This window comes from Paenibacillus sp. S02 (genome assembly GCF_019454065.1).
GTDB classification, from domain to species: domain Bacteria; phylum Bacillota; class Bacilli; order Paenibacillales; family Paenibacillaceae; genus Paenibacillus; species Paenibacillus polymyxa_B.
In genome coordinates, this window is sequence record NZ_CP073682.1 from 387,994 (window position 1) to 401,723 (window position 13,730).

A 13,730-nucleotide genomic window follows, 5' to 3' on the forward strand; every position below is an offset into this window, starting at 1 on the left:
ATTTATAATGTGATTTCGTATAAAGTACCGCTTCCGCCACGTTCGTCTCCGCCAGGGCCACCTTGACCATCCTGGGCGTTCGCATTGCTGTTCGTGGTGTCGCTTCCGCTCTCGGTTGCTTTAACGTCTGTACTTGTTTCGCCTGTTGTTGTTTTCCATTCATCTGTAGGAATCACTTTGCCGTGTTCTTTGATCCATGCAGTGACTTCAGAGTTACCACCGTCCGGTCCGCCACCTCCACCAGAAATCATGAAGTACTTCACTTGGCCGCTTTCGACCAGCGTCTTGATTTTATCGACGGTATAGACTGGATCGGAAGATACAAAACCGTTCATAATAATTACTTTTTGTCCGGCCTCGACCAGGTAAGGAGCAGCCGTTGAATAATTACTTGCTGCGAAAAGGTAGGTTTCACCTGTGTTATTTTTTTGCAAATAGCTCAACGTTTTTTGATCTAAACTTTGGCTACCGTTGGGTCCTCCCATTCCTCTGGAGCGTGTAGAAGATCTTTGATCCGTGTCTGTACTTGTTTGTGTGCTTGAAGTATTTCCATCAGGGCTGGAATTCTCTGCATTATTGGTTTGGTTATTCGTTTGAGTTCCTTCGGCTTGTTGTCCATTGGCGCTCTGACCTCTATTGCGATCATTGCCGCCCGGCATTCCGCCACCGCCGCCAAATTGAGTGGGTCCGGCTTGTGGAATCATGCTGTTCCCCCCGTAGATGATCGGTGTCATTGCCCAGTATGCAGGACCGATAAACATAGCAAGTACACTTGCAATGATGGCGAATCTTGTGAACTTCTCAGATTTCATTCGTGCTACTACCAGCAGCACCGTGCCGATGATCCCTAAGATCAATACCGCGATGGACCAGCCGCTGCCAATCGTATCGTTGTAATTTTGCAAAACAAACCAGCTAAATACCGAGGTTGCCAATACTGCTGCGGGTAACAGCCAGGAGAGCCAGTTGGAACGCTCACGATACTGCTTCCACAATTCTACGAATCCTGCTCCAAAGAGCGCTGCAATTGGTGGCGCGAGCATAATCAGGTAATAATGATGAAAGAATCCTGCTACGCTGAAAAATGCAGCTACGGGAATCAACCAGGCCAGCCAGAAGATGACCTCTTTGTGTTTTTGTGTGATATTACGACGTCGAATGCTTGCAAGCAGACCGATGGAAGCAATCAATGCGAATGGAAGCAGCCAGCTGGCTTGACCTGACAGGGAAGATTGGAACAACCGCAAAGGTCCTTTTTCACCAGTGCCGAACATGCCGCCGGAATTTCCTCCCGGTCCACCGCCAGGACCACCCTGGTCATTTTGCCCGTCTCCAGGACCACCTTGTCCGTTGCCGCCAAATCCACCCGGTGGCATTTGACCACCTGCACCGAATCCGTCTGCTGCCATGTTGTTGGCGCCAGAGTCATCCGTAGTGGTAGTGCTGTCCGATGTTGGAGTCGTCTGAGCCTGATCTGTGTTCGTATCGCTGCTATTCGTTGTAGCGTTATTGTTCCGATCCGTGCGTTCACCGCCACGATTGCCACCTGTACCCTGATCTCCTGTCAGACGGGACAGGCCGTTATAACCAAAGGCCAAATTCAGCACAGAGTTCGTACCGCTACTCCCCATATAAGGGCGTTCATCTGCCGGAGTGGAGTCCACTACGACTGCCCAGGAGAGCGATACGATCAGGAGGACAACTGCTGATCCTACCAGTGTTACTGCTTTTCGCTTCCAGTTAAACTTGGAGGCTAGCAGATAGAACAGACCCAATGCGGGAACGATCATATAGGCTTGCAACATTTTTTCGTTAAAGGCGATGCCTACGACTGCGAAAGCAGCAAGGATCAGCCCGGTTTTGCTATTTCTAATGCCTCTGAACAATAGCCATGTTGCGAGCAACAGTGTGAAAACCAACATAGCGTCGATGTTATTCGTGCGGCTAACCGCTACGGCTATCGGTGTCGTTGCCATGGCGAAGGCGGCCAATCGTGCGGCCATCGTACCGAAGCTCGGTTTGACGAGTAAGTAAACGAGCAAGACTGATCCGACCTGAGCCAGCGCCTGTGGCAAGATAACGCTCCATCCGTGAAGCCCGAATATATAGGCGCTCAGTGTCTGAATCCAGAACACCACAGGCGGTTTGTCTACCGTTACCGATCCGGCAGAATCAAGTGAGGCGAAAAAGAAGTTGTGAAAGCTCTGTAGCATGCTTGCTACGGCTGTCGTATAGTAGGTGTTTACATATTTGTCTTGCCAGATGTTGTATCCGTTCAAAAATGCGGATATCAGCATAATGATGATCAGGGGGATGTCCGCCCTAGTCTTAAACCATTTCTTAATCATGTTCATTCCACTCCCTGTGAAAATTCTTTGTATTTATTCCGTTGTTCTAGCCGCTATCTTCAGGACTGCGGAATGACCAGTCGCTTCTGATCTTGGCCCGGTGAACTACCGGCTTGCTATTATCATGCCATACGTACCTTAATGGGTTCTGAGCGCTCCCTGAACGTTAGCTGAAAGCTGAGCAGGGGTGCTTTTTTTGCGACAGGATTCAGGTATATTAGATACAGGTGAAAAATGAACTGACTTTTTTATGAGAAAAATGCGGCAACATGAAAGGGAAGATTAATAATGAATCCAATACACGGAGTTAAAATTATGCTGGCAGATGATGAGCCTCATATTTTGCAATTTTTAGAGCTTGGACTGATTAATGAAGGATATGAAGTCAGAACCGCCGAGAACGGGAGTAAAGCGCTCGATTTGGCAAGAGAGTTTCGTCCGCATGTGGCGGTGCTGGATGTGATGATGCCGGAAATGAACGGTTTTAAGGTGTGCCAAAGCCTCAAGGAGACGGAGGATAACATCGCGGTCATTATGCTGACCGCCAAGGATGATGTAGACGATCGGGTAAAGGGATTAAAACTCGGCGCGGATGATTATGTCGTAAAGCCCTTCAGTTTTAATGAGCTGCTGGCTCGCATTGAAGCGCGCTTGCGCAATCAGTTCCCCGATTTGCTGGGGGAAGTGGTTCACGGCCCCTTTCAAGTGGATGATCGACGGAAGGAAATTCGTTATCAGAGTCAGGTGCTGGAGCTGTCGCCTACCGAATATGAACTATTGAAGTTTCTGGTGCTAAACCACGGGATTGTGCTGAGTAAAAGTCGTATACTGGACCGGGTATGGGGGTACGATTTTGGGGGCGAGGATAATATTGTTGAAGTGTACATCCGCTCCTTACGTGAAAAACTCAAAGACAAGGAGCATCGGGTCATTCGTACGCTGCGCGGTGTGGGCTACCGGGTGGATCTGCTATGAAGGTGGGCGGGAAAAGTCGGAGAAAATATGCACTTCGTTCTCTCCGGTCCCAGCTTTTGGCCAGAACGTTACTCATTTTGGCTTTGCTGCTCGTATTGATTGGTTTTCTACAATATTTTCTGATGAAAGATTTTCTGTATCGCAGTCGGGCAGAAGCTATGGATACGCAGTTGAATTCAATTCCTGCCGATTTATTGATTAAGGATTCGCAGGAGCAGAGTGGGGTAACCGCTCCCCAAGAACAAACCAATCGGAGGAATAATCGACCGGGGCCGTTTTTGTTCTGGCCGGATATGTCGCTCGCTTCTATAGATACAGACGGCACTTTCCAGAGCTTGTCCAACGAAAACGGACTTAAGCCGCCACGTCTCACCACTGAGCAATATCATGCAATGCAGCAGAGCAAACGCATGCGTCACGGCTATCAATTAATCACGGATGCTCAGGGGAAAGAGCAACTGGTTGTATTCCGTCCGCTCGGTCCACCTGACCGTTCGTCCGGTTTACTTCAAATGGGCGTATCCACGACTTCTATGCAAGAGCAGTTGATTAACCAGCTCCGCACCTTTATTTTATTGTCTCTGATTGCGCTTGCGATTGGGTTGGCGCTCATGCTTCCTGTGCTGCGCCGCACGTTGGTACCCCTTTCAAGGATGGTCGAGGCAGTCAAACGTATTGATGCGGGCAATCTGGCCGAGCGCTTTGACGCAGAGCAGGGGCAGTATGAGGTGGATCGTTTGGCGGTTTCATTTAACGGGATGCTGGAACGGCTGGAGCATTCTTTTGCTGCCGAACGGGAATTGCAGATGCAGATGAGACGATTTATTGCGGATGCTTCCCATGAATTGCGCACCCCGCTCACGTCTATTCACGGCTTCTTGGAAGTGCTGCTTCGTGGGGCAGCATCTAATCCGAAGCAGCTTCAGTCGGCACTAGAAAGTATGTATGGTGAATCCAAGCGGATGAATAAACTTGTCTCTGATTTACTATTGTTGGCTAAACTGGATCGAACACCGGAGTTGAAGCTGGAAGACATATCACTAGATGCATTGCTGCTAGAAATGAAACCGCAGCTCCTTATGCTGGCAGGTACACGTAAAGTGGTTTTTGATATGACGGCAGGTATACGGGTATTGGCAGAGGGGGATAAAATCAAGCAGGTAGTGCTCAACCTGTTTCACAATGCTGTTCAGCATACCGATATGGAAAGAGGTGTGATCCAGGTAAACCTGTCTGCAGGGAAGAAGTTGGTGGATATCCAAATTCGTGATAACGGACCAGGCATGAGTAAAGAACAGCTGGAGCGGATATTTGAGCGTTTTTATCGTGGAGATGAATCGCGTACACGTAGCTCAGGCGGGGCGGGTCTTGGTCTGGCCATTACACAGTCTATCGTAGAAGCACACGGCGGGAACATTACGGCCGAAAGCACACCGGGAACGGGAAGTGTATTCAAAGTAACGCTACCTTTAGCGGGAACAGTATAGTATTTAAGATTATGGCGTAACATAAAAATAGCCCCCCGAACCGCAGCTTTGGTTATAACACGGCTCGGGAGGCTTTTCTATTGTTAGTTAATCAGCGAAGCTTTCTGTAAAAGCCCGTGCAGTACCTTGGCAGATGCCTCACGGGTTGTAGGTGCATTCGGCTGGAAGTAGGAGGAGCCTTTAATCGCTTCTCCGTTGATGATACCTGCTGCACTTACTTTTTCAATACTGTCCTTGGCATAGCCTGCAAAGGATGAAGCATCATGGTACGGTGTACGTGCAGGGCCATCGACTGCTGCTTTGATTTGAAGCAGATCTACAGCTTTACCCAGCACGACAGCAATTTCTTGACGACTGATATTAGCGTTCGGATCAAACTTGTCGCTGTTGCGACCCGTAATCAATCCAGCTTCATAAGCGGCTGCTACATCGCCGGAGTACCAGCTACCTGCCGGAATATCACTGAATGGTGCAGTAGTACCCGGTGTCAGGCCGAGTGCTCGGGTTACCAGGGCTGCAAATTCTGCACGTGTCACGTTCTTCTTCGGTGAGAAAGTCGTGTCGGTCGTGCCGTTGATCAGCAACTTGTTCGCCAGCGATTGAATTTCGGATTGGGCATACGACGATGAAATATCTTCAAAGCTAACGGGACGTGTCGCCGCTGCATACGTCGAGAAGCCCGGACGGCTTACCTTGACGACGGTAGATCCATCTGCTTGCTTGGTGAAGACGGATGGAACGGGATAGACATTTCCGTTTGCCGTATAGAGTACACCGGCTGTATTGGAATCAATTTGACCAGGTACGGTAAAGGATCTGCTAATGAACTGTCCTGGAGCAACTTTGAGCGATTGACTCTTACCACCAGTGACAACATTAGCTTCAAACCCTACCGGGGTGCCGATCACATTGGAGCCTTTCAGCTTACTTGTAAAAGTGCCACTCGCCTCTGTCTGGCTGCTGATTATCACTTCAATGCCTGCACCAGCAGGAACATTTTTCAGAGCGGATACTGGCAAAGCCAGAGAAGAGCCTGTATTGCTTACAATCAAGCTGCTTCCTGCTGCAGCCTTGCCCAGCGTTACCAGTTGTGTGGAAGTGAGCGATGCTTTCGTCGTTTGGCCTGCTTGGCTAGTAGCCGACAGTACAATAGCTGTCGGGCTGGAACCTGCTGCTGTCACGGTAGCCTGTAAATCTGCATCGGTTACTGTCAGCGACTGTACATTATTGTTCAATGCAACGGCTGTAGTGACAGTTTTAACAGCCTGCCCTTGTTTCACAACGCTTTGAAGTGAAGGTGCAGATGTAGAGACAGAAGTGGATGTGCTCGTTGCAGCAGAAGGTGTAGTATTGCTTCTGCCGCCACCTCCACCACCTCCGCCTCCAACACTACCGCTGGATGAGGCGCTATTATCCACTCGGATAGCTTTAGTGGCGGTGAAGAGTTTAGGGCCGTCGGCATTGCGTACGACTTCGCCGTCTTTATTCAGTTCTGGAGAACTGACTTCCAGCTTGTATACGCCGTCCTTCAAATGCTGAATAACGGGCTGACCATTAGCATCCAGAACAGGTTTTCCCTTGTCATCTAATTCGACATAACTTCCGTCAATATCCTTGAAGGAATATGCGCCTTGTTTGAGGCGAGCGTTGGCTCCTTGTTCTTTGGAAGTCGTAATGCCGTCAATAAGACCAATTAATTTATCATCTAAGCCGTATACATAAAGCGCGATCTGGTTGGTTTTATCCGTGGTCAGGCGGAATGCCAAATCAGTTGAGCGTTGAGCACCTGTACGACTCGGATAAATAATCGGGTTGGTGACACTCAAGTCCTGCAAGCCGAAGCCAGTTGTAGGATTTTCTTTGCCCACATGAACGACGAACGGCAGATGAAGTGTTGGCAGTCCGGTGCTTTTCAGAATAACTTCCCCTTCATATACACCTGTGGCTGCACCTGAATTTGGTTGTACAGACAGGAAGAACGGTTGCGATTTACCCGGTTCTGCCGAGATTGCTCCATTCGCGCCCACACCTTGCAACTGAACGGCAATGTTGCTCACGTCAGGTGTAGCAATCGGCTTAGTTGGATCAGAGGTTACATTATCATGTAAAACGGTGCTGGCTTCATATTGCACAGTGTTAGCCGACAAGTTTTTGAGTTGAAGCTGAATCTGCTTCGCATCACTACCAGGTCGTAACACCCCGAAGCTGGCGGAAGGATTGTAATTCACAACCTCCTGCCGATTAAAGTTCTTGTCGAGAATCGTGATCTTTTCAACAGTTTCCAGCAGGGCTGGCGTCTGAATCGCATTAGCGATGTTTACTAGGCCTGCACCTTGGGAATACACATCATATTGGATTTTATCCTCATCAAAGAGTGTAACCGAAGTGTTTGCCAGAGCAGCGCGGATATCAAACGGTGTCCAGTTTGGATGCTGTTGCTTCAGCAGCACAGCAAGTCCAGCCACATGCGGAGACGCCATACTTGTACCGTTGCTGCGTTTGTAGGCTTGCTCATAAGATGCATCCGGATAGAACTTGGCGAAGGCAGGGTAGGTTGATAAAATGCCAACCCCGGGTGCGCTCACATCCGGCTTGATGCTGAGCAGTTCATCTCCGTTCGGTCCACGAGAGCTAAATCCGGCCATCGTATCGCCTGCATTATCTGTACGAATATAATCTGCCCCAAAGGAGACGGAGAACTTCTCTCCAGCATTGTCCACAAGTTGTTTAGCCAGCGCGCGCCCTTCCTTACCTTTCATGTCAAAGGTCGGAATAAAGTCAAAGCTGTCACCCAAATTGGAATTTACGTAGTCATCGCGACCTGAAATACTTTCCCCTAAATCAGCTTTGGTGATGTCGCCCGCTTTCGTATTCCCATTAAAAACGATTACAGCCCTCGCACCGTTTTCTTTCGCATTTGCGATTTTATCCACGAATGCCAAGTTGCCGCGTGAAACGAGGACGATTTTTCCTGCTACGTCTTTCCCTTCAAAATCATCAGGTTGTCCCAGATTCGCATATACGAGCTCATAAGGGGCAGTTCCCAAAATGGAGGCAAAGTCTTCTCTGCCTGTCTCCCAGCCCATCAAATTAAAATCATAATGTGCATAGGCATCATTAGTTACGGTCTTTTTCAATTCACCGTTAGCCTCCCAATAGGAGTCACGGGTGACCGAAGCTGTACCCGAGAAGCTTTTGCTCGGCGAAGTAGCTGCACCGACGGAAATTGCCAGCTGTGATGTTGCGGGAGAACCCATGGAATAAAAATAGGGGCCATCCTGTGCCGCATTACCATTCGCTATGACCGCGACTACGCCGGAAAGTACAGCATTATTAATAGCAATGGAGTCGGGGGAGTTCGGGTCTTTCTCAGAATCCGAGCCCAGCGACAGGTTAATGACGTTCATACCATCTTTGACAGCGTGTTCAATGCCATCAATGACCTGTGCGGAGGAACCGGAGGAGCGACCTGTCTTGGTATTGCGTCCAAGCACTTTATACACGTATAAGTCCGATTTATAGGCAATACCCTTTTGCACAATATCCGAGGATTTATTTGCGGCTTTACCGGCAATCGTGCCGGAGACGTGAGTACCATGTGTCGTTCCGCTAAAGCCTGTGCCGTAGGGGTCATTTTCTTTTTCAAGGAACGGTTCCTCGTAAGGGTCGTTGTCTTGTTCAAAAGAGTCATATCCGCCTTTATAGGCTTCTTTCAAATCCGGATGCTCATAATCGATACCGGTATCAATAACCCCGACCTTGATTCCCTCGCCATTCAACCCTTTGGCCCAGGCTTCAGGAACACCAATCTGGTCCAGTGGTGCGTTATCATAAGTGGCTTCACTGGCTGTAAGTGTTGGCGGGTCCTGTACGGGGATGGAATAATACGTTTTGTTTTCATGAATGGATTTTACACCTGGCAGTTTAGCCAGTTCTGGAATCTTATTGGCTGGTAATGTGACCTCCAAGCCGTTAAGCACCGTGTTGTACTGGTAATTCACCTGAAGAGAAATGCCATGCTCAGCGGCTTGGTCCACGAATGTAGTTTGCTCGGTGGCAATCGCGGATTCCGCTTTTTGCTCAGATTGAGCTGTGAAAGCTTGGACGCCTGAACGTGCCGCATATTTGTCCACGGCTAGGGGCTCACCATCAAGCTGTACGATAACTCTGACCTGGCGGGAAGAATCTGTGCTTAGCTCTGGCGAAATGAAGGCCGGAGCCGCCTCAATAGTCAATGCTTGCTGAGCTTCCAAAAATGAGTTGATTTGCAGATCTGCGGTAGCAGCAGAACTGACAGACGGCAGAGACAAGCTTACCGTCAAGGCAAGAGCGAGTGATACGACAGGTATTTTTTGCAAAATGATCGGCTTTTTCAAAGATTTCCCTCTTTTCAATCAAAATATGATATGTCTACATACTAGGATTTGAAGCCACTGCCGTTGTTCTCACGCCTCCCTTAATATCTAAAATAATAGAATTGACCACTGGTGACTAACTTGCCAGTTTTGAGGCATATCTTACCATATTGGTGGGATATATTACTATATGTTTTTTATATTTTTAGAAAAAATAAGGGTAACATCACATATAGATTCCATGGAAATGTTATGAATTTACTAGATTATTTTTGAAAACAATCGAAGGGGAATGGGAGAATGCGAGATTTAATGATATAATCTGCATTGGAATTGTTGAGGTTTCACAATCATGTAAAATGCCTAAGGCAAAGGAGTCGATTATGTTGGCAAAAACATTGATTTTCGGGCATAAAAATCCGGATACGGATACCATTTGCTCAGCTATTGCTTATGCAGACTTAAAAACCAAACTGGGCGCGGACGTAGAGCCGGTTCGTCTGGGCGAGGTGAACGGGGAAACGCAGTATGCACTGGATTATTTCAAAGTGAGCGCGCCACGTCTAGTTGAGCAGGTTGCTGCTGAAACGGACAACGTCATTCTGGTCGATCATAATGAGCGCCAGCAAAGCGCCGCTGATATTGACAAGGTACGTGTAACTGAAGTCATCGACCATCACCGGATCGCTAACTTTGAAACAAGCCAGCCGTTATACTTCCGCGCTGAGCCAGTGGGTTGCACAGCCACCATTTTGAACAAGCTCTACAAGGAAAATGGTGTAGCGATTCCGAAACAAATCGCAGGTCTAATGTTGTCCGCGATTATTTCCGATTCCCTGTTGTTCAAATCCCCAACCTGCACGGATCAAGACGTAGCTGCTGCTCGTGAACTGGCTGAAATTGCTGGTGTGGATGCAGATCGTTACGGATTTGACTTGCTTAAAGCGGGGGCTGATTTGAGTGGTCATACCATTGAACAGTTAGTAAGTCTGGATGCCAAAGAATTTCAGATGAATGGTCGCAAAGTGGAAATTGCTCAAGTGAACGCAGTAGACGTCAACGATGTGCTATCGCGTCAAGCTGACCTAGAAGTTGCATTATCCCAAACCATTGAGGCCAAAAATCTCGATCTGTTCCTGTTCGTTGTAACAGACATTGTGAACAGTGATTCCATTGGTATTGCCCTGGGAAGCCAAGCACAAGCGGTTGAGAAAGCCTATAATGTACAGTTGGATGACAACAAGGCTGTTCTAAAAGGCGTTGTATCGCGAAAATCGCAAATTGTGCCTGTATTGACTGACGCTTTTAACAGTTTGTAAGGATAAAAAATAAGCCTCCTGTACCCCTGCATAATGGCAGTGGAAGCAGGAGGCTTATTTTTATTTCTTCAGTTCTGCCAGGACGTCCCCGATGCGGAATTCAAATGCCAATTTCAACTGATCGCTCATCAGGTGCCAGGCGTTTTCAGCTACAGCGAGATCGCCGCTATGGGTAAAGGCATGTGCGGCACCTATGTATTTTTTATACTTCACAGGGACATCTGCTTCAATCATCCGTTTGGCATACAACTCGGCTTCGTCAGCCAAGGAGTCCAACTCCGCGGTTATGATCAGAGCAGGAGGGAGATTATGTAGTGATTCTGCAAAAATGGGGGAAACTAACGGATTTCGCGCCTCATCTGGTGAGTTCAGATAACTTTCATTAAAGATTTTTGCTACTCGTGGCGGAATCCCCTTCTCGAATTGGGGCTTCAATTTGGGATCTGTAGCAATATCCAGTGGTGGGTAATCCAGTACCTGATATACAATCGGAAATTCCTTGCGCTCCCGGGACATAAGACATAGCGCTGCCGCTAGATTGCCGCCCGCACTGTGTCCCCCAACCGCAATGCGTTGAGGATCTACGTTAAGCACATCAGGATGCTCGTACAACCATTGGGTCACATCATAGCTTTCCTGTAGCGGGATAGGGAATTTATGTTCCGGGGCCAAGCGATAATCAACATTAACGACGACGCAATTCGCACGTTCAGCAATGACCGGGCACCAGGGATCATCCATTTCGGCGCTGCCCATTACAAAACCGCTGCCATGGAAATTAACGAATACAGGGAGTGGATCAGCAGACCGGTGAGAAGGTTCATATACAATCACCCTGGAGTCACCAACAGAGGTGGGGATGATCCTTTCTTTCCGATGTACTTTGGGAGAATGCGAAGGTTTGAAATCGGACGCAGCTACCATTCTGCCAGCCGATATGCGGGCGAGTTTGACGAACAGTTTTTGTCTCAGTCTTCGCACCATTTTTCTCTCTCCTCTCTGGAGTCGGTTAGACGCGAACCTTTAACATCTTCAAATGCAGAACGTACACGTGACAAATAGGTTTGGAACTGACAGATTTCCGACTCACTAAAGTCTGACATCAAACGTGACGCCAGCCCTACGAAAAAGGGATCCATCTGTTGAATTTTACTTCTTCCTTTATCGTTCAGGGACACAAACACTCCCCGCTTGTCATTGGGATCGTCATATTTATTAATGAATCCCTCTTGTTCGAGAGAAATAACCATAGAACTGATTGCTGCCCGGCTTACACCCATCTTATCAGCCAAAGCAGAAGGAGATGACATTTCATCTCTTTGCGCTGAAAGTACACAAAGCGCGATATATTGCCCGTAGGAGAGACCAAATTCACGTGAACGTTTTTCCATGTTTTTACGTATTTCATACGTTATGGAAAATAAATCTACCAAAACACCAATCGGTTTATTGCCACCTGGAAAGAGATTATAGGCCAGTTGACGAATTTCGGAGTCCAAAAAAAAGAACATGCGATCCACCTCGATGTAGTTAATTAGTTAACTGTAATTTAATTAACCACTGGTTGCAATGATTTATACAAACTTTGTTCCGCATTTTTTAAAAATATATCTGTAAAACGTCATATCCAGGGACCGATACACTGATCGAGGCTCTGATTCACAAAGGCTTGTATGGAGGGCTGACGCAGGGTGCGTCCTTCTTGCCACCGCCACTCACTATATTGAACCTTGGCGGTATACATGGGTTGCACCCAAAATGCATCTTGATGCCGATCCGGTTTATTGCTAAAGGGTCGTTCCGATATGGTATGTGGCAGTAGGCGCTCGGTAAGCTGACGCCAATCTTCCCGAGTCAGCTTACCCGTACCCACATGCCCGATATAGCGCAGCATTCCTTGTTTATCATATTGGCCCAGCAACACAGCATTGATAATGCCTCCGTTTAGGGTATAGCCACCGATGACGGCAATGATATCGCCATAATTTTTGACCTTGACCCATCGTCCGTCCTTTCCGCCCAATGTGTACGGGCTATCCAGCTTTTTACACACAATGCCTTCCATTCCTTGGCTGCACATAACCTGAAATAGAGCTTGTCCATCAGGATGAGCGGGAGCCAGTTGAATCCGTTCATTCGGTATGATGATCTGATGCAGCAGCTCAAGCCTTTCCTGTAACGGTTTAAGATGAACCCACTCCCCGTTCAGATAAACAATATCAAACAACATGTAAGTAGCGGGTACAGCTTCATAGGCTGACTGAATTCGATCCGTCCGACGAATCAGATCCCGTCGCATAATTTCATGGAACGATGGCTTACCGTCGGCACCGAGTGCGATCATTTCCCCGTCCAATATGACCGAATCAGCCTTACAGTAGGAGGGGAAGAGAGCAAGCTCCGGGTATAAAAGCGTTCGTTCATGCTGCTTGCGGTTGAACAGACGCGTGCTGCCCTGGTCGTGATACGTCAAAATTCTCGTACCGTCCCATTTTATTTCATAACGCCAAAGGCCCGGATCTACAGGTACTTTTTCGCTCAGTTCCGGCTCAAACGGGATGACAGGTTTTAATTCCGTACGCAACGCAGCACCTCCCTTGCCTTAATTGGAATAAATATAGTGTCGACGATAGATCCTATTTTATGTATCAGGATTTTGCAAAATTCGATACCAGTCGCTCCGAAGTGCAAGATATAGACGAACTAAACCATTTCGATCTATATCTTGTTCATTGGAAGTCGCTTATGGGATTTTTGCAAAATCCTCGTATGTGATGTTTCGCTAATTCCTAAATAGGGGAATGATAAGGATATCTAGCGTCGGCATGAAGTGATTGCAGTAATTCGTTAGCATGGAGTTGTAACGGGATTTTCTTCAGTCAGAAAGGGGATTGGTTTCATGAGACAAATTCGCGAGGAGGACCATGCAGTAGTCATGGTGGATGATGGACAGGTAGTTGCAGAAGTAGGCTATAAATCCATAGATGACCACTCATTGGTCATTGACCATACATTTGTATCCGAGCAGTTACGGGGTCAAAAAATCGGCAAGGAGCTCATTGACAGAGTGGTTGATATGGCAAGGAATCAGCATAAAAAGGTTATCCCTGCTTGCTCGTACGCGCTTGCGCTGTTCAAGCGCCATCAGGAGTACAGTGACGTATGGCAGCAATGAATATGGATCATCGAGGCTGCTTAAATGCATAACCGACACAACACCGGAGCGGGTAATCAGACCTTCCCGGT

Annotated in this window: 9 protein-coding genes; 4 read left to right on the plus strand and 5 right to left on the minus strand. The window is 47.8% G+C overall.

What is annotated here, in order from left to right:
* Positions 1 to 2: 2 nt before the first annotated feature.
* Positions 3 to 2,348: a glycosyltransferase family 39 protein gene (locus KAI36_RS01685; RefSeq protein WP_220026759.1), complete on the minus strand. Its 2,346-nt coding sequence runs from the start codon at positions 2,346 to 2,348 to the stop codon at positions 3 to 5.
* A 288-nt stretch (positions 2,349 to 2,636) separates the two neighbouring features.
* Between KAI36_RS01685 and KAI36_RS01690 the strand changes: the two genes are divergently transcribed.
* Positions 2,637 to 3,323: a response regulator transcription factor gene (locus tag KAI36_RS01690; RefSeq protein WP_220026760.1), complete on the plus strand. Its 687-nt coding sequence runs from the start codon at positions 2,637 to 2,639 to the stop codon at positions 3,321 to 3,323.
* A complete protein-coding gene (locus KAI36_RS01695; RefSeq protein ID WP_220026761.1) occupies positions 3,320 to 4,810 on the plus strand; it encodes a sensor histidine kinase in 1,491 nt (496 codons plus the stop codon). Before KAI36_RS01690 ends, KAI36_RS01695 begins: the two co-directional genes overlap by 4 nt.
* Before the next feature lie 83 nt (positions 4,811 to 4,893).
* Here the strand turns inward: KAI36_RS01695 and KAI36_RS01700 are convergent, their stop codons facing one another.
* The gene (locus KAI36_RS01700; protein WP_220026762.1) at positions 4,894 to 9,186 is read right to left on the minus strand and encodes a S8 family serine peptidase; all 4,293 of its coding nucleotides are present in this window, start codon (positions 9,184 to 9,186) and stop codon (positions 4,894 to 4,896) included.
* Positions 9,187 to 9,548: 362 nt separating this feature from the next.
* Here KAI36_RS01700 and KAI36_RS01705 point away from each other — a divergent pair, with 362 nt between their 5' ends.
* The gene (locus tag KAI36_RS01705; RefSeq protein WP_276572455.1) at positions 9,549 to 10,484 is read left to right on the plus strand and encodes a manganese-dependent inorganic pyrophosphatase; all 936 of its coding nucleotides are present in this window, start codon (positions 9,549 to 9,551) and stop codon (positions 10,482 to 10,484) included.
* Between the two features lie 60 nt (positions 10,485 to 10,544).
* Here KAI36_RS01705 and KAI36_RS01710 read toward each other — a convergent pair whose 3' ends face one another.
* From KAI36_RS01710 to KAI36_RS01720, 3 genes are all read right to left on the minus strand, one after another.
* Positions 10,545 to 11,468, minus strand: coding sequence for an alpha/beta hydrolase (locus KAI36_RS01710; RefSeq protein ID WP_220026763.1), 924 nt, complete (start codon positions 11,466 to 11,468; stop codon positions 10,545 to 10,547).
* Entirely contained in the window at positions 11,453 to 11,995 is a 543-nt protein-coding gene (locus KAI36_RS01715; protein WP_069290889.1) for a MarR family winged helix-turn-helix transcriptional regulator, read from the minus strand. Before KAI36_RS01715 ends, KAI36_RS01710 begins: the two co-directional genes overlap by 16 nt.
* Positions 11,996 to 12,105: 110 nt before the next feature.
* Positions 12,106 to 13,068 (minus strand): ATP-dependent DNA ligase, encoded by a 963-nt coding sequence (locus KAI36_RS01720; protein ID WP_220026764.1) that lies wholly within the window; start codon positions 13,066 to 13,068, stop codon positions 12,106 to 12,108.
* A gap of 315 nt (positions 13,069 to 13,383) precedes the next feature.
* Here KAI36_RS01720 and KAI36_RS01725 point away from each other — a divergent pair, with 315 nt between their 5' ends.
* Positions 13,384 to 13,659 carry a GNAT family N-acetyltransferase gene (locus KAI36_RS01725; protein ID WP_013308402.1) on the plus strand — a complete coding sequence of 92 codons (276 nt, stop codon included), beginning with the start codon at positions 13,384 to 13,386 and terminating at the stop codon, positions 13,657 to 13,659.
* Positions 13,660 to 13,730: the final 71 nt, after the last annotated feature.